This window comes from Shewanella sp. 10N.286.52.C2 (assembly GCF_002874545.1).
GTDB lineage: Bacteria > Pseudomonadota > Gammaproteobacteria > Enterobacterales > Shewanellaceae > Shewanella.
Genome location: NZ_MCTV01000009.1, coordinates 1 through 20,908 on the forward strand (window position 1 = coordinate 1; position 20,908 = coordinate 20,908).

15 protein-coding genes are annotated in these 20,908 nt (G+C 42.9%); 12 read left to right on the plus strand and 3 right to left on the minus strand.

What is annotated here, in order from left to right; translation table 11 throughout:
- Positions 1-318: 318 nt before the first annotated feature.
- The 3 genes from BCU94_RS04200 to fadI form a co-directional block, all read right to left on the minus strand.
- A complete protein-coding gene (locus tag BCU94_RS04200) occupies positions 319-507 on the minus strand; it encodes a hypothetical protein (protein ID WP_241901111.1) in 189 nt (62 codons plus the stop codon).
- Positions 508-770: 263 nt separating this feature from the next.
- Entirely contained in the window at positions 771-2,891 is a 2,121-nt protein-coding gene (fadJ, locus tag BCU94_RS04205) for a fatty acid oxidation complex subunit alpha FadJ (protein WP_102475690.1), read from the minus strand.
- A 5-nt stretch (positions 2,892-2,896) separates the two neighbouring features.
- Positions 2,897-4,207 carry an acetyl-CoA C-acyltransferase FadI gene (gene fadI / locus BCU94_RS04210; protein ID WP_076537168.1) on the minus strand — a complete coding sequence of 437 codons (1,311 nt, stop codon included), beginning with the start codon at positions 4,205-4,207 and terminating at the stop codon, positions 2,897-2,899.
- Between the two features lie 400 nt (positions 4,208-4,607).
- Here fadI and BCU94_RS04215 point away from each other — a divergent pair, with 400 nt between their 5' ends.
- From BCU94_RS04215 to BCU94_RS04270, 12 genes are all read left to right on the plus strand, one after another.
- Complete coding sequence (locus BCU94_RS04215) at positions 4,608-5,564, plus strand: MoxR family ATPase (protein ID WP_102437486.1); 957 nt, start codon at positions 4,608-4,610, stop codon at positions 5,562-5,564.
- 18 nt (positions 5,565-5,582) lie between these two features.
- Positions 5,583-6,530 (plus strand): DUF58 domain-containing protein, encoded by a 948-nt coding sequence (locus BCU94_RS04220; RefSeq protein WP_241904013.1) that lies wholly within the window; start codon positions 5,583-5,585, stop codon positions 6,528-6,530.
- Positions 6,531-7,082: a DUF4381 domain-containing protein gene (locus BCU94_RS04225; protein WP_102475691.1), complete on the plus strand. Its 552-nt coding sequence runs from the start codon at positions 6,531-6,533 to the stop codon at positions 7,080-7,082.
- Entirely contained in the window at positions 7,070-8,074 is a 1,005-nt protein-coding gene (locus tag BCU94_RS04230; protein WP_102475692.1) for a VWA domain-containing protein, read from the plus strand. The genes BCU94_RS04225 and BCU94_RS04230 overlap by 13 nt, the downstream gene beginning before the upstream one ends.
- The gene (locus BCU94_RS04235) at positions 8,074-10,062 is read left to right on the plus strand and encodes a VWA domain-containing protein (RefSeq protein WP_102475693.1); all 1,989 of its coding nucleotides are present in this window, start codon (positions 8,074-8,076) and stop codon (positions 10,060-10,062) included. The genes BCU94_RS04230 and BCU94_RS04235 overlap by 1 nt, the downstream gene beginning before the upstream one ends.
- A complete protein-coding gene (locus tag BCU94_RS04240) occupies positions 10,056-11,678 on the plus strand; it encodes a BatD family protein (RefSeq protein WP_102475694.1) in 1,623 nt (540 codons plus the stop codon). Before BCU94_RS04235 ends, BCU94_RS04240 begins: the two co-directional genes overlap by 7 nt.
- Before the next feature lie 96 nt (positions 11,679-11,774).
- A complete protein-coding gene (locus BCU94_RS04245; protein WP_102437495.1) occupies positions 11,775-12,338 on the plus strand; it encodes a sigma-70 family RNA polymerase sigma factor in 564 nt (187 codons plus the stop codon).
- Complete coding sequence (locus BCU94_RS04250) at positions 12,331-13,035, plus strand: DUF3379 domain-containing protein (RefSeq protein ID WP_102475695.1); 705 nt, start codon at positions 12,331-12,333, stop codon at positions 13,033-13,035. Before BCU94_RS04245 ends, BCU94_RS04250 begins: the two co-directional genes overlap by 8 nt.
- Positions 13,036-13,196: 161 nt before the next feature.
- Positions 13,197-14,648 (plus strand): sodium/proline symporter PutP, encoded by a 1,452-nt coding sequence (putP, locus tag BCU94_RS04255; RefSeq protein ID WP_102475696.1) that lies wholly within the window; start codon positions 13,197-13,199, stop codon positions 14,646-14,648.
- 404 nt (positions 14,649-15,052) lie between these two features.
- The gene (locus BCU94_RS04260; protein WP_102475697.1) at positions 15,053-16,324 is read left to right on the plus strand and encodes an outer membrane protein transport protein; all 1,272 of its coding nucleotides are present in this window, start codon (positions 15,053-15,055) and stop codon (positions 16,322-16,324) included.
- A gap of 239 nt (positions 16,325-16,563) precedes the next feature.
- Positions 16,564-17,637 (plus strand): efflux RND transporter periplasmic adaptor subunit, encoded by a 1,074-nt coding sequence (locus tag BCU94_RS04265; protein ID WP_102475698.1) that lies wholly within the window; start codon positions 16,564-16,566, stop codon positions 17,635-17,637.
- A 3-nt stretch (positions 17,638-17,640) separates the two neighbouring features.
- Entirely contained in the window at positions 17,641-20,904 is a 3,264-nt protein-coding gene (locus tag BCU94_RS04270) for an efflux RND transporter permease subunit (protein WP_102475699.1), read from the plus strand.
- Positions 20,905-20,908: the final 4 nt, after the last annotated feature.

Sequence of the window (20,908 nt, forward strand, 5' to 3'; positions counted from 1 at the left end):
ATTAAGTACTCTGAAGCGACAACTGAATTAGCGCACAGCCCTTATATTAAGTACTCTGAAGCGACCACTGAATTAGCGCATAACCCATACATTAAATACACCAATTCAAGCATCGCTTAAGGAGATAAAATTATGTTTAACTCTTTATTAAAAGCACTAGGAATTGCACAGCCGCAACGTAAGAAAGTTAAATTACCTGAAGGCCTTGAGCATCTAGAGGTCATCCCAGCTAAAGCATGGTGGAACTAAGTCTTGTAGTGATATTTTACAGGCAAAGAAAAAGGGAGCATTAGCTCCCTTTTTAATACGCGGAGTTTGCTAAAAGTATTGTTGCTGTTCATTACTAACCGCTAGTTTACGGGTTAATAAATATTTATGACTGTTGAACAATGGGTAAGCCAGAGGGCCCATCAACAAACCGGCAAATGACCATCTTTTTACTGCCATACCTTGAGCAAAAGCACAATTGCCAAGATAAATCGCCGATAAGATTGAAATAATAAACACTAGAAATACCACTGAAACCTCTACAATTCATTCAGTTAACATCATTTCTTAAGCTTGTAGCATTAAGTTTTTGTGTTCAATGCTAGCTTTGGTCACATTATAACCAAGCCAAATACTCAAAGCTATGGGGATTTTTAATTGAGCCACAGTCAAAATATTCCGCAGCGTACATAAAACAGGCAAATCTCTGCCACTTTAGAATGAAAAAGCGGCATCATGTTGCCGCTTTGTTAAATGTGTAATCCTTAAAGTCTTAGTTTAGACTAATAAAAACTCGCTCCCTCATCAGCCATTTTGACTAATCTTTCACAAGGGGCAAATCTTTCGCCATGTAATTGCTGATACTGACGTAATTTTGACACTAGATTATTGATCCCCATGGTATCCATATAACGGAAAGGACCGCCTAAGAATGGCGGAAAACCAATTCCAAAAATAGCACCGATATCACCGTCTCTTGCATTGGCAATAATGCCTTCATCTAAACAACGAACAGCTTCGTTTAGCATCTGCACAACACAACGCATAGCAATATCGCTTTCACTACCACTTAACTGATTATTAATGCCTAGTACTTGATATACACTTTCATCCACTAGCTTAGCTTTGTTTTTCTTGTTGCCGTATTGGTAAAAACCTTTGCCGTTTTTACGGCCTTTACGGTCATCTGCAAGTAACTTATCAAATGCATTTGGAGCTTCAAAGCGCTCACCCAGTTCTTTAGTTAAGATCGGCGCGATCTTAGCACCAACATCAATACCTACCTCGTCTAGCAAAGTAATAGGTCCTACAGGGAAACCAAACTTAACTAACGCTTTATCTAAAAATTCAATTTTTTGCCCTTCAAGAAGCACTTGCGCAGCTTCATTCATGTATAAGGCTAAAATACGATTTACATAAAAACCGGCTCCGTCTTGAACAACAATCGGTGTCTTACCTTGCTTACGAGCAAAGGCCACTGTCGTAGCAATGGTTTCTGGGGAGGTTTTCTTGTGCGCAATCACTTCCACTAACGGCATTTTCTCAACTGGCGAGAAATAATGCAGACCAATCACATTTTCAGGTCGACTGGCCGCTTCGGCTATTTGGCTGATTGGTAATGAAGATGTGTTAGATGCAAAGATAGTATTTTCATGACATTCACGTTCTACATCTTTCACCATTTGATGTTTTAATGCTAAATCTTCAAATACTGCTTCTACTACGATATCAGCATCTTTTACGCCGCTATATTCAGTGGTTGTCGTCATTAACGCCATTAGATTATCTCTAACTGCCGGAGTCATATGACGGCGCTTAACGCCTTTGGCTAACAACTTATAAGCATAAGCCAACGCATTACTTAAGCCGGTTTCATTGATATCTTTAACACGAGCAGGAATTTTAGCTTTGGTTGTCGTCACAGAGGCTATTCCGCCACCCATTAAGCCACCACCAATAACCAGTGCCTTGTTCACTTTGCGAGGTTTGCCCCCTTCTGCACCGGTTTCTTTTTTCATTTCTGTGGTTGCAAGGAATATACTACGAAGCGCTTCTGACTCTGGTGACATAATAAGTTCAGCAAAATGACTTGCTTCAACTTCTAAGCCTTTGATCATGCCTTTATTCATACCCTGCTTAACACAATCAATGATTTTAGCAGGAGCTGGATAATTACCCTGGGTTTTCTTCATCACTTGTTTAGCGGCTTGATCAAAAATAATGTCACGAGTCGTACTGGTTGATTCAAGCAACTTGTTTAAAGCAGACTTTTTAACCACTTTAGCAGCAGACTTGCCTTTTTTTGCCATGGCAACTGCAGTCTCAAGCAAAATAGACTCTGGAACAACGTCATCAACCAAGGCTATTTTCAGTGCTTGTTTCGGACGCAGCTGCTTACCTGTTAGCATCATATCGAGCGCTGTAGTAATACCGACTTTTCTTGGTAAACGTTGGGTTCCCCCGCCACCTGGTAATAACCCAAGTTGAACTTCAGGCACACCCATAATAGTTTTCTTACTGTCGCTGCACACACGCAAATGACACGCTAGCGCTAGCTCTAATCCACCACCTAAGCAGGCACCGTTAATAGCAGCAACAACCGGTATAGTGAGGTTTTCTAATTCATTAAATACCACATGCCCTTGTTGTGATAGTTCTTTGGCAGCAGCAACACTGGTACAGGCATCTAACATGGTGATGTCAGCGCCAGCAACAAAAGAGTCAGATTTTCCTGAAATAATCACTAAACCTTTAATGCTAGCGTCAGTTTTTATCTCGGTAAGAATGTCACTAATTTCTGGGCCAAATTCTGCTTTTAAGGTGTTCATGGTTTCACCAGGAACATCCATAGTCAAAACCGCAATACCGTCTTCACGGCGTTGTAAATTAAATGTCTTTTCCATCAGAATTACTCCACTTCTACTATCATTGCAGCGCCAAGACCACCTGCTGCGCAGGCTGTGGCTAAACCGGTTCCACCACCACGGCGTTTAAGTTCACGACATACTTGAGTGATCAAACGCGTACCCGTAGCCGCAAATGGATGCCCATAAGCTAATGAACCACCTAGTACGTTAAATTTACTCATATCGATTTCACCAATCGCACGATTTTGGCCTAACTTTTCTGCAGCAAACTTTTTAGAGCCAAACATTTGCATGTTGGCTAAGGTTTGCGCTGCAAATGCTTCATGCATTTCAATTAAGGTTAAATCTTCTAACTGCATACCAGCACGCTTTAGTGCTAGCGGCGTAGCATAAGATGGCCCCATTAACATATCTTGCCAAACATCAATGGCAGTAAAGGCATAGCTCTTAATGTAACCAATAGGCTGATAACCTAATGCTTTGGCACGGCCTTCACTCATTAAGATAATTGCTGATGCGCCATCAGTTAGCGGCGTACTGTTGGCTGCGGTAACTGAACCATGTTTGCGATCAAAAGCTGGACGTAATTTAGCGTAAGACTCTAAAACTGAGTTTTCACGAATGTTGTTATCACGATCAATAAACTGCTTATAAGGAGGCACATGAGCCGTCATCACTTCATCGCGTAAATTACCTGAGTTCCAAGTTTCTGTTGCCAGAGTATGTGAGCGATGAGCCAGTGCATCTTGATCGGCGCGGCTAATTGAATAGGTCTTAGCCATTTGCTCAGCCGTTTGCCCCATTGACAAACCGGTAGAATATTCTGCAACCGCTGGCGGTACCGGCATTAAGTCTTTTAAACCCAAACGACGTGCAATGGCGAATTTTTGTTTAAAGGTACGGGCCTTATTTAAGTCCACTAGCGCATGAGCCAGCTTTTTTGACACGCCAATCGGTAAAACAGAAGATGAATCTGCGCCGCCAGCAATACCAATTTCAACATTACCAGTCATGATTGACTCAGCCACATTCACTGCCGATTGAAAACTTGTCGCACAAGCACGAGTGACACTGTAAGCATCCGTTGATACATCCATGCCAGTGCCTAATACGATTTCACGAGCAATATTTGGCGCAGCAGGCATTTGCACAACTTGACCATAAACTAATTGCTCAATGGTTTTTGGGTCTAACTCTGAGCGAGAAAGCAATTCATTAACCACCATTTTGCCCATATCTAAAGCTGAAACGCCATGAAATGCGGTGGCTTGTTTGGCAAAAGGCGTTCGTAAACCCGCTACAATTGCAATGCGCTCGCCGCGGGCATTGGTTACTTGTTGTCTATCACTCATTGTTCACCCTCTTTTAATTGTTTAGCCTTTATAGGCTTTTCAGTGAAAATCCATTTTGTCAGCGTTATCTGGTCTGACCATAAAAGTGTGATCTGATTCTAACTTTTAATTAGCAAGTTTAAAACACCCGTATGAAAATAACCTGACAATTTCCAACAAAATTAACAACCCGATTGTGATTTATATATTAAATACAGAAGGTTAAACTTTAGAGCATTAGCTTTATTAATATATTTAAGTATCGATTAAAGCTAGCTAACGCACCTTTAGTTGCAGCTAATGAACACCACGAATAAATAAAAATGAAATTCTGTTAATGCTACTAGCCAAAGGCCAATAAAATTCATTAACATAGAGTGAATTAGATAACGTTTTTTAGACAATAAATTTGAGTATCATCATGCCTTTGAGTCGATTTCATTCTTTACGCGCTTATTTAGATAATGTCATTTTGGGACAACCGGTTTTAACTGAAAATATGCTCATCGCACTTATTGCCGATGGTCATTTACTGGTTGAAGGCCCTCCAGGTTTAGCCAAAACCCGTGCAGTAAAAGCATTATGTGATGGCGTTGAAGGCGACTTTCATCGCATCCAGTTCACGCCTGATTTATTACCAGCGGACTTAACCGGCACCGATATCTATCGCGCTCAAACGGGTACCTTTGAATTTGAAGCGGGGCCGATTTTCCATAACTTAATCCTTGCCGATGAAATTAACCGCGCTCCAGCGAAGGTACAATCCGCTTTACTTGAAGCCATGGCTGAAGGACAAGTGACCGTAGGTAAACACAGTTACCCGCTGCCAAAACTCTTTTTAGTGATGGCAACCCAAAACCCACTTGAAAACGAAGGGACTTACCCGCTACCTGAAGCGCAATTAGATCGCTTCTTAATGCACTTAAATTTAGATTACCCAAGTGCCGATACCGAGCGTCAGATTTTGCGTCAGTCTCGTAACGAAGCACTGACTCATCAGTTACCGACCATCGAGCCTGTGGTACAAGCAGATGTATTTTCTGCCCGTGAACAAGCGATGGAACTGTACTTAGCTGAGCCCCTTGAAAGCTATATCGTAGAAATTATTATGGCCACTCGTCAGCCAGAGCGTTATAGCCCAGAACTAGCCAAGTGGCTTGAATACGGCGTGAGTCCCCGCGCTTCAATTTCATTAGAGCGCTGCGCGCGAGCCAGAGCCTGGTTACATCAACGCGATTTTGTCTCACCTGAAGATATTCAAGCTGTGGCGCCTAATGTTTTACGCCACCGTCTACTGTTGAGTTATCAGGCACAGGCAGAAGGCATTAGTGCAGATCACGTCATAAATCATATTTTAAGCCAAGTGGCTGTACCTTAATGTTGAGTTATAGCCACTATGTCAGTAACCGCTATGTCAATTGAAAAAGAGTTGCCGCTATTTAGTAATGGCGTCAACCTTAATGAGCAAGAGCTAATAAGTTGCCAGAGTATTGCCCGTGCGATGCCTGAGAAACGTAGCCGCGCAAAAGCCAGCCTTGCAGGCCATAGAAGCAGCCTCATAAAAGGGCGTGGAATGGAATTTGCCGAAGTGCGACATTATCAAAATGGTGATGATGTGCGCACCATAGACTGGCGCGTTACGGCCAGAACTGGCAAGGCCCACACCAAATTATTTATTGAAGAACGTGAACGCCCTATTATCTTGCTGGTCGATCTAAGTCATAGCTTATTTTTTGGCTCGAGTTTGCTTTTACAGTCTCTGCAAGCCGCCCATGTCGCAGCAACACTTGGCTGGAACGCCATTAACCACGGTGACCGTTTGGGGGCATTGATTGCCAGTGAAACCGAACATGTGGAGTTAAAACCCCGCAGTCGCCGACAAGGTATTTTGCAGCTCACATCAGCATTAATCAAAGTGCATCAAAACCAGTTAAATCACTTTGATGAATTACCCCAAGATCCCCAGCATATTTTACGGGCTTGCCAGCGATTGCAACGCATCGCTAAACCCGGCTCACTGGTATGGATAATTACTGATGGCCAGCACTTTAGCCAAGAATGTTTAGCGGCACTCACCGAGCTTAAACGCCATTGTGATGTGGGTGCCTTTATTATTACAGACCCATTACGACAAGGCACTTTAGCGTTACCAAAGCGATTTTCACTGCCTGTACGTGATGGTAAGCAACAACTTACCTTAACTCGCCATAGCTACGATGTGTGGTTAAATGAACAGTTAGCTCGTCAACAACAGTTTATTGAATTAATGAAAATGCTCAAAGTTCAAACCCGCTTTATCGATGCAGGTAAGAGTCTTAGCGATCAATTGGAACTATTACGTTAGATGAATGCTCCTCAAATCAATCCCGCATTAATGCAAATGGAAGATATCGTGCTGCCGCAGCCAATATCACAATTGCCCATTGCCCCCGGTTATTGGCTAGTGGCGATTATCATTATCGCGGCTGGTGTCATCACTTTCATCAAGCTGCGAAAACGTGCCAAATATCACGCCCCGAGAAAGGCCGCATTAGCGCAACTACAGCAACTTGATATAAATGACAGTCAATACCCAAGCCAGATTAATAGCTTACTAAAACGAACTGCCTTGAGTTATTTACCCAGACAGGATTTTGCACAACTTGATGGCGACCAATGGTTCAAATGGCTTGAGCTAAGGTTACCGCAAGCAGAGCAAGGTCAAATTGGCTTGTTATTAGCCAAGCGTTATCAAGCTTGTGGCTTAAATGCAGCTGAAAAGCAGCAGTTATTTAAGTTAGCCAAGTCTTGGTTAACTAAAAAAGCTCGCTTTGCGCCCCTTAATGCCATCAAAAGCATCGCTAACAGCGCAAATACGCAAGCAAATAGTCCACAGGAGGCATCATGTTCTCAATAGCATGGCCGTGGTTATTGCTTTTATTGCCATTACCTTGGCTGTTAAAACCAAAGCGCGTTTCAAAAAATAATGGCGGTCACCTGCAGCTTCCAGGTATAGCCAATGCTGATCAGGTCATATCAAGCCATGCTGACAAACCATCCCGTAAATTGTATTGGTTAATGTGGGCATGTTTATTGTGCGCACTTGTCAGGCCCCAATGGTTAGGCGAGCCTATAGAGCTGCCATCTGAAGGGCGCGACTTAATGCTGGCAGTAGATTTATCCGGCAGTATGCAAATTGAAGACATGGTTGTTGAAGGCAAAACGGTTGATAGATTGACCCTTATTAAACATGTGATTGGCGACTTTATCGAACGCCGTAATGGCGATCGCCTTGGGTTAATTTTATTTGCCGATCACGCCTATTTACAAGCGCCACTGACCCAAGATAGACGCTCGGTGGCAAAGTTTCTCGCCGATAGTCAAATTGGCCTAGTGGGCAAACAAACCGCCATTGGTGAATCAATTGCATTGGCAGTGAGACGCTTTGATAACGTTAACGACAGTAACCGAGTGCTCATTTTACTCACCGATGGTTCAAATAACGCAGGTAACATAGAACCTGAAGTGGCAGCTCGCATCGCTGCAGAGCGCAATGTCACTATTTATACCGTCGGTGTTGGCGCTGAAATACTGGAAAGACGCAGTATTTTCGGCACTGAAAAAGTAAACCCGTCAGCAGATCTTGATGAAGCGCAATTACAACAGCTTGCAGAAATGACCAATGGTCATTACTTTAGAGCCCGTAATAGCGAAGAGCTAGAAGAAATTTATCAAAAAATTGATGAATTAGAGCCAGTCAGTCGCGACCAATTAACCTACCGCCCCCAAAGCGAGTTATTTTACTGGCCATTGTTGTTAGCGTTATTAATCAGTTTAAGTATTAGTCTACGTAGTCAAATGAATTTACCTAAAAATCTGACTTCAGCCTTTTACAAGGAGGATAAATAATGAGTTTGCATTTTATCCGCCTTGAATGGCTATTGGCCTTAATTCCATTAACCATTATTGGACTATTTTTGTGGCGCCAGAGTAAAAATAACTCTGCATGGCAACACTATATTGCCCCTCACCTTGCTAGCACCTTGATCAGTGAGTCTGCACACATCAAAAAACAACCCAAATGGTTATTAATGCTGTGTTGGTTTATTGCGGTTGTGGCCATATCGGGCCCTGCCGTGAATAAACAAAGCCTACCTGTGTTCGCTAGCGAGCAAGGGCGTGTACTGGTAATGGATATGTCTTTATCCATGTATGCAACCGATCAAAAACCTAATCGACTATCCCAGGCCAAATATCGAGCCACCGATTTTTTAACCAATTTAAAAGAAGGTGAAACTGGGTTAATCGCTTTTGCGGGAGATGCATTTACTATTAGTCCGTTAACCCGTGATAGCTCTACCCTATTAAATCTGCTCCCAACCTTAAGCCCGGACATTATGCCCGTTAGAGGCTCAGATTTAGCCGCCGCCCTTACCCTTGCCCAACAGTTATTAGGTCAAGGCGGGCATATCAGCGGTGATATTATTGTGATGACCGATGGTGTTAATGCAGCCCAATATGCGCAGGCAGCAAAAGCGCTGGATGGCAGTCGATATCGAGTATCGGTGATGGCATTTGGTAGCCAACAAGGCGCAGCAATACAGCTGCCAGATGGTCAGCTCATGCGCGATAATGCCGGTGAGATCGTGGTTGATAAAACTGACTTTTCATTGCTTGATAAATTGGTTACTCCCACTGGCGGTTTAATGTTACCAGCACGGGCAGACGGCGCTGCACTGGGCCAACTCGAAGCATGGCTTGCTAATGATGGTAATGCAAAAGCCACCGAACTTGAAGGTGAAGCTTGGCAAGATTTAGGCCCTTATATTGCCCTCCTGTTGATTATTCCAGTACTGCTGAGTTTTAGGTTTACAGTACTGCCTATGGTGAGTGTCCTCACGCTAGGCTTATTGATGCAGCCAACTCCTGCTTCAGCTAATAGCTGGGATGATTTATGGCAAACCGCCGATCAACAAGCCTCAGAGCAATTTAATCAGGCTCAATCAGCAGAAGACTATTCTAAAGCTGCCGAGCAATTTGACCAGCCTCAATGGCAAGCTAGCGCCCAATATAAGGCTGGTGACTATGAAAATGCCTTAAGCGGTTTTGAGCAAGATGACTCTGCCAATGGTTTATATAATCAAGCCAATAGTTTACTGCAGCTGAATAAAATTGATGAGGCGATAAAGCGTTATAAGCAAGCATTAACTCAACAAGCAGATTTCCCTCAGGCCGAGAAAAACCTCGCTTTGGCTGAGCAAATGAAGCAGCAACAAGAGCAACAGTCGGAGCAGGATCAGCAAAGTGATGACAACCAATCATCTGACCAGAAGCCAAATGATGAGCAGTCATCAAATGATCAATCTCAAGGAGATCAATCACAGCAAGATCAATCTCAAAGTGATGAGTCTAGCTCTGAGCAATCTCAACAGCAGCAGTCTCAAAATGACCCGTCACAAGAAGATCAATCTGCGAATGATTCTCAGCAGGATCAGCAATCTAGTGACTCTCAACAAGATGACAGCCCCAATGAGACTGACGAAAGTTCATCAGCTTCATCTCAACAAAATGAGCAACAAGCCGATAATAATGAAGCTGAAATGCAAGCTAACAGTCAAGATAACCAAGCTCAAGCTGAGCCTGAAACTGCTGAGCAACAAGACAAGACTCAACAACAAGCTCAAGCTGCTGAAACATCAGAACAACAGCCAGAATCTGAGTCTGGCACACCAGTGGCCTCATCGGCTTTATCTGAAGAGCCGCTGCCAGCAGATTTAGAAAGAGCACTTCGCGCAGTCAGTGAAGATCCACAAGTATTAATTAGAAACAAAATGCTATTGGAATATCAAAAGCGTCGTCAAAACGGCCAACTTCCTAAGGATAAACAACAGTGGTAAACAGAATCATTTTAGCCCTAGTCGCTATTCTTTTTACAGGGCAAGCACTCGCGGTCACTAACATTCAAGCAACGGTGGACCGTAACCCCGTCATGCAAGGTGAGTATTTTGTATTAAACGTCACCGCAGATGATGATGTTAATGCAGGCTCATTAGACACCTCAATATTGCTAAAAGACTTTGTTGTCGGCCGCACTAGCGTGGGACGAAGCACGCAAATCGTTAACTTCAACTCCAGTAAAGAAACCCGCTGGCAAGTATTATTATCGGCTAAAAATAGCGGCACTGTGACTATTCCTGCCTTTACTATGGAAGGTATTCAATCTAATCCCATCGAGTTAACGGTTTTAGATGCTGGCTCCCAGCCTCAGCAAATGCGCAATTTGTTTGTGGAAGGCGAAGTTAGCACTCAAGAAGCTTATGTGGGCCAATTAATTACCTATAAAGTTAAGCTATTTTTAGCTGCTGAATTACAGCGTGGTGTCATTAGCGCCCCAGAAATATCAGGTGCTGAGATCAAGCAGCTTGGCGAAGATCAAGACAGTGTTGAAGTGGTTAATGGCCGCCGTTTTCGCGTAATTGAGCGAACCTATGCCATGATTGCCGATACTCCAGGTAAACTCGCCATTAAAGGTGCGAGTTTTTCAGGTGATATTTTAGTTGAAGCACCACGACGTGGCGGCATGTTTGGCTTTAATGAAAGCCGTCCGATGCAAGCTGCTGCTGAAGATACTGAAATCATAATTAAACCCATACCTGACAGCTATCAAGGTGATTGGCTCGTCAGTGATTTATTAATCGCTAAAGAAGTATGGCCTGAAGACAGCAGTGAATTTGAAGTGGGTAGCCCAATCACCCGCACTATTAATATCATCGCATCTAATGCTGACAGTAATAGCCTGCCTGACATTGAATTAGCTATGCCAAGTGCGCTGAAATCATATCCAGAAAAACCAGTTAGACAAACTGTACTTAGAGAAAACCATGTAGTGGCCCAGTACAGCCTTACCACGGCTATCGTGCCAACCAAAGCTGGAACATTTACCCTTCCTGAAATTACAATTCCGTGGTGGAACTCGCAGCTACGCCAGCAGCAATTTACCACCATTCCAGCAAGAACAGTGACCATTGCGGCTAATCCAGAACAAGCACCAACGCCAATTACACCTGAGGTTACACAGCCCAGCAATAATCCTGGTTTTTGGCCTTGGTTAACACTGCTATTTGCCTCATTATGGCTTATCACAATCGCCCTGTGGTTAAACGCCCGTAAGCAAAAGTCGCTAACAGTTACCTCTGAAAATGTTGATGTTCAGTCCTCCTCTGCTCGAGTGAGCATCAAAGACATCAGCCTCGCCTGTGATAAAAATGATGTATCTCAAGTCATTACATTACTGCAGCAGCATTTTTCTACATTACTAAACAAACCAATGAACTTGGCTGATATTAGCCAGTTATCAACTGCGCTAGCTCAAGCAACTCATCAATTACAGCAGGCTAAATACAGCCAATCTTCAACATTTGTTGATAAAGCGGCTTTATTAAAAGCCATTGAGAGTTACAGTCATAATTCTGCAGTAAACTCCCCATCTGCGCTGAGTTCGTTAAACCCTTAACGAATAAACTGATTGAATAGCAAGCATAATTATACTTGCTATTCATCAGTAACCTTTTAAGCTATCGAACATAATATTTTTAACAAAAAGATAAAAATGTTTGATAGCTTGCGAAATAAAAAGTCCGAACCCACGGTCATATCTGACATGTTAACTAAACAACGACGATACGACAGCCTCGTCCGGGCACTTCACGCAGATATCTTCCGATATGCCTATTGGCTTATCGGCGATAAACATGTTGCTGAAGACGTCACTCAAGAAACCTTTTTACGTGCATGGCGTGCGCTTGACTCTTTAAAAGATGACAAAGCCGCTAAAGCATGGCTGATCACTATCTTGCGCCGAGAGAATGCCCGTCGATTTGAACGTAAGCAGTTTGACTACAGTGATGTAGAGCAAGAGTTGCTTGAAGACCAAAAGTCTTCCACTACCGAAGAGCAAACAGAGCAATATTGGCTACGTAAACAGATCGGCTTATTAGAGATTGAATATCGAGAGCCATTACTGCTGCAACTCATTGGCGGTTTTAGTGGTGAAGAAATTGCAGAGTTGCTTGAACTTAATAGAAACACCGTCATGACGCGATTATTTCGTGCCCGTAATCAATTAAAAGACGCTTTAGAGTCTCCTGAAGTTAGAGGTCAATCAAATGGATGATCTACAATTTCGTCGCCATGCCTATGACGATCCCAACAGCCAAGATGAAGATTTCTTGGCACAAATTGCTGCGTCTGAGTCTGATGCAAAGTTAGTCAGTGAATTAAAAACATTAGACAGTAAGCTTACCCATGCGCTTAATATTGATGTGCCTAATGATTTAGCAGATAAATTATTATTACGTCAGCAACTGAATAAACATCAGGAGCAAAAAAAGCATACTCGTTATTTAATGGCTATGGCTGCCTCCGTGGCATTAGTCATCGGTTTAAGTTTTAGCATGTTAAAATTTGCCCCCGTTGACTTAGCTGAGCATGCGCTCGCTCATGTATACCATGAACCCAAATCAATGCTGGTTGATCAAAATGTTGGCTTTGAAGATGTTAATTTTAAACTGGCTGGTATTGGCGGTTTAGAAAACGCCAAATTCATTCAACAGCCCGGAAAAGTGTTTTATACCTCCTATTGTGACTTTCAAGGAGTTAAAAGCTTGCACTTAGTGATGGAAGGTAAAGACGGTAAAGTCACCCTCTTTATTGTCCCGGCTGAAAATAGAATGGTCACCGAAGAAGCTTTTGCAGATCAACACTATCAGGGCTTGGGCTTTCAAACAGCTGGGGCATTCATGATGTTAGTTGCAGAGCAAGATACTGATTTACAGTTTGTTAAATCTGAAATAGAGCAAACCTTTATCTAGTTATAGTCACAACCTGTAACCATCTCCTATCAATTAGATAATAAGCAGTCAATGTAAACTTATTGAGTGCTTGTTATCACATCAAATTTACTTCCCAAATTGTGCACTGGCTCATACATCTGCTAGCATATGCGCCACAATAATAAAAATACGGAAGTATCATGACCATAGAAACCCCCATTCTAATCACTTTTATCGGCTACCTCGCGTTAATGATGGGGATTGGCTACTGGGCTTATCGTAAAACAGATACCGTTGACGACTATATTCTGGGTGGCCGAAAAATGGGCCCTGCTGTCACCGCCTTAAGTGTTGGTGCATCAGATATGTCAGGTTGGTTATTACTTGGCTTACCTGGTGCAGTGTATTTAGGCGGCTTAGGTGAAGCTTGGATTGGTTTTGGACTGATATTTGGTGCCTGGCTCAACTGGCTTTTTGTCGCCAAACGTTTACGTATTTACACTGAACTGGCTGACAACTCGCTGACATTACCTGACTTTTTTGAAAATCGCTTTCATGATAACCAAGGCGTATTAAAAATGGTTGCTGCGGTCACCATCTTAGTCTTTTTCACCTTTTATACCTCATCAGGTATGGTTGGCGGCGCAATATTATTTGAAAAAGTATTTGGCCTTGATTACACCTTAGCACTCATTATAGGTTCAGTAATCATCGTTTCTTACACTTTTGTAGGCGGTTTCTTTGCCGTCAGTTGGACTGACTTTTTCCAAGGCTGTTTAATGTTAGTGGCCTTACTTATTGTACCTGTTGCCATCTTCAGCCAACCTGAGACTCAAGAAAACCTGCAGCAACTTGACCCTGCCATGCTGTCGTTTGTCAGTGAAAACACCACAGTCATCGGCTTAGTGTCATTACTGGCTTGGGGTTTAGGCTATTTTGGCCAGCCACATATTCTATCTCGCTTTATGGCCATTGGCAGCGCTAAAGACATTAAGTTATCTCGTCGCATTGCTATGAGCTGGATGGGTATTTCTCTGATTGGTGCATTGGCAACGGGTATCGCTGGTACCTTGTATTTTGCCGACACTCCCCTAGATAACCCTGAAACTGTATTTATTCACCTTGCCCATGCTGCGTTTAATCCATGGGTTGGCGGCTTGTTAATTGCAGCAATTTTATCCGCGATCATGAGCACCATTGATTCACAGCTTTTGGTTTGTTCAAGCGTAATAACTGAAGACTTTTATCGCAAATGGATTAAACCCGATGCGAGTAATAAAGAGTTAATGCTCGTGGGCCGTTTGGGGGTTATCGCCATTGCTATTGTGGCCGCAGTCATTGCACTTAATCCTGAAAGCAGTGTCCTAGGGTTAGTGAGCTACGCATGGGCAGGCTTTGGCGCAGCATTTGGCCCTGTGGTATTACTATCACTATTTTGGCAGCAATATAGTCGTAACGGCGCTGTAGCAACAATTGTTGTCGGAGCGGTGACCGTGGTGGTCTGGAAACAACTCTCTGGTGGTATTTTTGACTTGTACGAAATAGTCCCTGGATTTTTGCTCGCCTCATTGGCAGGTATCTTAGTCAGTAAGCTATTTCCTGCAAGCACAGAGACGGTGGCCTCATTCAAGGTCTTTCGCCAGTCACTTTAGTGCTTTACAAGGTTAACCCTTAGTAAACACCTGCCGACTTTTTCGTTAACAACAATTAGTCGGCTGGCTCATTTCTAGAGTAAAGATTCTAAACTCAGCGTACAGGTGTTAGCTAAAAAGCAGCCCTAGTCACAATTCTTAATTACAGCAACCTAACAAAGTTATCATTATAAAATCAAACTCAAACCACTGAAATTACAGCGTTAACTCCCACAAAGGTTTGTAAGACCTTCTCACAATTATATTTAATAGCTCAAATTATTAACAAAAATGCAACACCAAAAGTCACTGGTCGGAGTTGTATAGCTTACTTGTGTTACCTAAGATGCGCTCAAATATAAGTGGCAGTGATATGAACACATGCAGTATTCATGCATATGCGACAATAAAGATGAGCAATAATTATGACTAAATTCAACAAGACACTACTGGCAGCAGCTGTAGCTTTAGCAAGTACTCAAACATTCGCAGCGGGTTTTCAACTCAACAGCCAGTCTGCAACCGGTTTAGGCCGCGCAATGGCGGGGGATGCCATCATCGCAGATAACGCTTCAGTATTGGCTCGCAACCCAGCGGCAATGGCATTATTTGATAAGACAGCAATTTCGGTTGTTGGTACTTATGCTGATGTGAATGTTGAAGTGACTGATGCCATGATTGGTGATGGTTCTGGTGATGGTCAATATTTAGGTGCTATGGATAATGCCGCTGAAGGTAAGCCTATCCCAAGTTTTTATTACATCAACCCAATTAATGACAAATGGGCTTTTGGTGTTGCTGCATTTAGTAACTATGGTACAGGCACTGATTTAGCCCCGCTAAATTCAGGTCACGACTTTAATACTCCAATCGATTTATTGGGTAACACTGAAGTGACTACCATTAACTTCAATGCCAGTGTGTCATATCGTATCAATGATTCACTAAGCCTTGGCCTTGGTATTGATGCCATTAAAGGTATGGGTACATTAACTCGACAAGGTGATTTTACAGTTCCTGTTTTTGGTGAAATACCACTAAACCTTGTTGATATTGATGCTGATGGCTGGGGCTTTGGCGCCATTTTCGGTCTTGCTTATGAAATTAATGAAAATAACAGAATCGGCTTAAGCTATCGTAAAAGCCCGAACATGAAGGCTTCAGGTGATATTGCTTATAACCCACCATTTGCTGCTGAAAACTTTGGTGAAATTGATATTCCTTTAGCTGATATTGCTCAGCTTGCTGGTTTTCATCAGTTAACTGACAAATTTGCTATCCATTATACAGCCCAGTGGACTAACTGGAGTAATTTCGACAACATCGAGCTTACTGACGGTGAAAATGGTACAGACAGCCATATCCTCAAGCATTATAACTGGGAAAACTCTTGGTTCTTAAGTTTGGGTGCAACATACGACATCAATGATAAATGGACCGTTAGAGCGGGTATTGCCAAAGACCAAGGTGTAGTCGGTGAAGTATCATCACTTTCTATTCCTGATTCAGACCGTACTTGGTATTCAGCAGGTTTTAGCTACCACATCAATGAAAAATCAAGCATTGATTTCGGTTACACCCTAGTGGCTGGCGAGAAAGTACATGTAATTGAAACCAGTGAGCTAGTAGGTCCTGTTAGTGCTTATACTGAATCAGGTGCTAACTACTACTCTTTACAGTACAACTACACATTTTAAGCAGACTGTTACTTAAACAGACTGCATTAAACAGATTGAGTAAAATGGATAGGCATAACTTCAGTTTTTAAGGCCTCTTCTTCATAATTAAAACAGTTGATAATTTAAAAAACCATCGATGATTCATCGGTGGTTTTTTTATATCTGCTATACTTTCATTAGATTTTTCTCATAAATAAATTGCGCTTAATACTAAAGTCCATTAGAATTTTCTCATAAACAAATTTTTGAGGTGGAACATGGCAACCTTTCACAAACGCTTATCTTTATTTAGTGCAGTAATACCTACTTTGCTGGCTATTGTTAGCTATAGCGCTATAGCTGATACAGACAAACTAAAAACCGATAAAGCTTTTGATACCCTAACAGTCACTGAAACAGAGTCTGTTTCATCAATAATCATTGATGGACAAGTGGAAGCGATTAAAGCCGCTACCGTTTCAGCACAAACCTCAGGGCGCATTATTCAGGTCAATTATGATGTCAATGATGTGGTCACCGCGGGCGCGTCTTTACTTGAAATTACCAGTGATGAGCAGACCGCAGAATTTAATGCGGCAGAGGCTCAGCTTGCCAGTTCAGAAGCCATGAACTTTGAAGCACAAGCGACACTGACTCGTTATGCGGCGCTGTTTCCTCAAGGGGCCATATCTCAAGGGCAAATGGATGAAGCAACCGCCAATGCCAAATCCAGTAAGCAAGCGGTATCAGCTGCTAAAGCTCAGCTTAATAAAGCAAAACAAAGTTTAAATTACACTGTGGTTTCTGCGCCATTTGAAGGCCGAGTGACTGAACGCTTTATTGAACTCGGTGAAACCATTTCATATGGTCAGCCATTATTTTCCGGTTTTGATACCCGAGAGTTACGCGCAACTTTTAATGTCCCCTCGCGTTACTTAGCCAACCTGCAAGCGGCTAAACAGCTTGAATTAACCTTAACTAATGGTGAAAAAGTTATCAGTAACCATATCAATGTTTACCAATTTGCCGATGCCAACAGTCACCAGCATCAAGTAAGAGTTAATTTTAGTCACCCTCAAGCTCTCACCGGCCAATGGGTTAAAATCGCGGTACCCGTTAAAACCAGCAACGTGGTCGTTATTCCCTTAAGTGCCCTTTATCAGGTCAATGATCTGGATGGCGTGTATCGAAAAGTGGGTCAGCACACCTTGTTAACACAAATTCGCCTCGGAAAAATTGACAAGCAACAGCAAACTGTTGAAGTGTTATCAGGTCTTGATAAAGGTGATGAAATTATCCTTAACGCCAGTCGCTACGTGTTACTGCGCGCAGCTAACCAAAGTAAGGAGTAGTTCATGGCTAATTCAGAACCTCGTTTAGGTATTTCTGGCACCATTGCTAAGAACTTTCAAACCAGTGCTATCACCCCTTTACTGGCTATTTTGGCATTACTACTCGGCTTATTTGCGGTACTCATAACCCCTAAAGAAGAAGAGCCGCAAATTGATGTCACCTTTGCTGATGTGTTTATCCCCTATCCAGGTGCAAGTCCTACGCAAGTCGCTAATCAGGTTACCTTACCTGCCGAAAAAATTATTTCAGAAATTAAAGGTGTTGATACCCTTTACTCATTCTCACAGCCTGACGGCGCCTTAATCATTGCCATCTTCAAAGTGGGCATTCCTCGAGAACAAGCTGTTGTCGATTTATACAATAAAATTTATTCCAACCTTGATAAATTCAATCAAGCTGCAGGCATTGGTGAGCCGCTGATAAAACCTCGCGGTATTGATGACGTACCTATTTTTGGTCTCACCTTATGGTCAGATGATCCCACCATGAACCCTGAGCAACTCACTAAAGTCGCTACGGTACTAGAAACTGAACTAAAACGTATCCCAGGCACCCGTGAGATATATTCTCAAGGTAGGCATGAGCTTATTGCCAATGTTCGCTTAGATCCTAGTAAGCTAAACAGTTTTGGGATCACGATTGAACAAATTGAGCAAGTGCTAAACAGTAATAATTCCGTCTCAACAACAGGTTCATTAACCCAAAATAATCAAGAGATTAAGGTTCAAACTGGACAGTTTTTAGACTCAGTTGACGATCTTAAAAACCTGGTTATCAAAGTAATACCCGCTAATAACTCAATCACTGAGCCTGCCAGCGCCAAGGTGGTTTATTTAGCCGATGTTGCTGATATCACCTTAAAAAGCGATATTCAAAAGCAGCAGGTCTGGCATGCTAATCAGCAAGGTCAATTCCCTGCTGTAACCATTGCTATTGGTAAGCAAGCCGGTGAAAACGCGGTAGATATTGCCAATTTAATTACAGATAAAGTTGCCAAACTCGATAACTTACTTATTCCTGATAACGTCAATGTCGCTGTTTCCCGTAACTATGGCGCTACCGCGGGCGAAAAAGCCAACACACTGATATTTAAATTAATTTTTGCTACCGCTGCAGTGGTGATATTGGTGCTATTAACTATGGGCGCCCGCGAATCAGCCATTGTTGGCGTCGCGATTATTATTACCTTAGCACTGACATTATTTGCCTCATGGGCATGGGGCTTTACCCTTAACCGTATTTCACTTTTTGCACTGATATTTTCAATTGGGATCTTAGTGGATGACGCCATTGTTGTGGTAGAAAACATTCACCGTCATATGGCGATGAGTAATAAACCGCTCACAGAATTAATCCCACAGGCTGTGGATGAAGTGGGCGGGCCGACAATTTTGGCCACCTTTACCGTTATTGCGGCATTACTGCCAATGGCGTTTGTTTCTGGCTTAATGGGGCCTTACATGAGCCCTATTCCCATCAATGCCAGTATGGGCATGCTTATCTCGCTATTGATTGCTTTTGTGATGACCCCATGGCTGAGTAATAAATGGCTTAATGCCAAAGCTCACCGAGGTAACACCAGCAGTGACCTAAATGAGCAACCCCATACAGAAACAGCCTCAACTAAATTACTGAGCTTTTTCACTTTCATCATGAAACCATTTCTTGATGGTGAACACGCCAGTAAGGCGCGTAAAGCTATGGCGTTAGGCATTGTGCTACTAATCGCACTCGCGGTGTCATTACCCTTCATGCAAGCCGTTGTGCTTAAAATGCTGCCTTTTGATAATAAATCGGAGTTTCAGGTGATTGTTGATCTACCTGAAGGCACGCCGTTTGAGCAAAATCAAAAACTGCTACAAGAGCTTGGACTTTATCTGACGACTGTTGAAGAAGTTGAACACTTGCAGTTGTACGCAGGCACCCACTCGCCAATGAATTTTAACGGCCTAGTGAGACATTACTTTTTACGTGAAAGCCAAGAAGTGGCTGATATTCAAGTCAATCTGGTTGAAAAGTCAGAACGTGATAGAAACAGTCATGATATTGCTATGTCAGTGAGAGAGCCTTTACAAGCCATTGGTGTCGCTTACAATGCCAATATCAAAATTGTTGAAGTGCCTCCAGGGCCACCAGTATGGTCACCGATTGTGGCTGAAGTTTACGCACCAACCACAGCGCTGCGCGAACAAGCGGCTAACGATTTAATGAGCCGTTTTCAGCAAACTGAGCATGTTGTAGATGTGGATATTTATTTACCCGCACAGCAAAGCAAATGGCAAGTGAGTATTGATCGTAATCGCGCTGCAATTGCTGGGGTGGCTTACTCAAGTATTGTTAATACTATTCAAGCGGCAATTGATGGCAAAGATGCCAGTTACCTTTATCAAAGCAACTTGCACCTGCCAACACCAATCAGGCTGCAGCTTGATGAAGCCGCCAAGGTGGATATGCATCAGGTGATGTTATTAAAAATCCCTTCAGCCTCAGGAGCAATGGTCACCCTTGCTGATGTGGCTTCAATTAAACAAACCAGCATTGATACCACTATTATCCATAAAAATATGGTGCCCATGATCATGGTCATTGCCGATATGGCAGGCCCGACAGGCAGCCCTTTGTATGGCATGTTTGATATGGTAGGCCAAATAAACCATGAGCAAGAAAGTGGTGAAGCAGCATACCCAATGAGCCAATACTTTGCCAATCAGCCCGACGGCTTAGATGAAGTTGCCGTACTATGGGATGGCGAGTGGAAAATAACTTATGAAACCTTCCGCGATATGGGTATTGCTTATGCGGTGGGTATGATTGCGATTTACTTATTAGTAGTCGCACAATTTAAATCTTATACCGTGCCACTGATTATTATGGCGCCCATTCCATTAACCATTATTGGGGTCATGCCAGGGCACGCAATACTCGGGGCGCAATTCACCGCCCCATCAATGATAGGCATGATCGCGCTGGCCGGTATCATAGTGCGAAACTCAATTTTGCTGGTTGATTTTATCCATCAACAGGCAACCGAAGGTGTACCGTTTGAACAAGCCGTGATCAACGCCGCCGCAGTGCGCGCCAAACCAATTATGTTAACGGCCTTTGCCGCCATGATTGGCGCACTATTTATCATTGATGACCCGATTTTTAGTGGGCTAGCAATCAGCCTTATTTTCGGGATATTTATTTCAACCATTTTAACCTTGGTCGTTATCCCAGTGCTGTATTACGCAGTAATGAAAAACCGCCAAGGGATCCACAACTAATCTA

What these genes read in the sequence shown, in the direction of transcription:
- BCU94_RS04225 (WP_102475691.1), top strand. Translation starts at nt 6,531, where the DNA reads ATGAATGCTCCTCAAATCAATCCCGCATTAATGCAAATGGAAGATATC.
- fadJ (WP_102475690.1), bottom strand. Translation starts at nt 2,891, where the DNA reads ATGGAAAAGACATTTAATTTACAACGCCGTGAAGACGGTATTGCGGTT.
- BCU94_RS04265 (WP_102475698.1), top strand. Translation starts at nt 16,564, where the DNA reads ATGGCAACCTTTCACAAACGCTTATCTTTATTTAGTGCAGTAATACCT.
- BCU94_RS04215 (WP_102437486.1), top strand. Translation starts at nt 4,608, where the DNA reads ATGCCTTTGAGTCGATTTCATTCTTTACGCGCTTATTTAGATAATGTC.
- putP (WP_102475696.1), top strand. Translation starts at nt 13,197, where the DNA reads ATGACCATAGAAACCCCCATTCTAATCACTTTTATCGGCTACCTCGCG.
- BCU94_RS04270 (WP_102475699.1), top strand. Translation starts at nt 17,641, where the DNA reads ATGGCTAATTCAGAACCTCGTTTAGGTATTTCTGGCACCATTGCTAAG.
- BCU94_RS04245 (WP_102437495.1), top strand. Translation starts at nt 11,775, where the DNA reads ATGTTTGATAGCTTGCGAAATAAAAAGTCCGAACCCACGGTCATATCT.
- fadI (WP_076537168.1), bottom strand. Translation starts at nt 4,207, where the DNA reads ATGAGTGATAGACAACAAGTAACCAATGCCCGCGGCGAGCGCATTGCA.
- BCU94_RS04250 (WP_102475695.1), top strand. Translation starts at nt 12,331, where the DNA reads ATGGATGATCTACAATTTCGTCGCCATGCCTATGACGATCCCAACAGC.
- BCU94_RS04260 (WP_102475697.1), top strand. Translation starts at nt 15,053, where the DNA reads ATGACTAAATTCAACAAGACACTACTGGCAGCAGCTGTAGCTTTAGCA.
- BCU94_RS04235 (WP_102475693.1), top strand. Translation starts at nt 8,074, where the DNA reads ATGAGTTTGCATTTTATCCGCCTTGAATGGCTATTGGCCTTAATTCCA.
- BCU94_RS04230 (WP_102475692.1), top strand. Translation starts at nt 7,070, where the DNA reads ATGTTCTCAATAGCATGGCCGTGGTTATTGCTTTTATTGCCATTACCT.
- BCU94_RS04220 (WP_241904013.1), top strand. Translation starts at nt 5,583, where the DNA reads ATGTCAGTAACCGCTATGTCAATTGAAAAAGAGTTGCCGCTATTTAGT.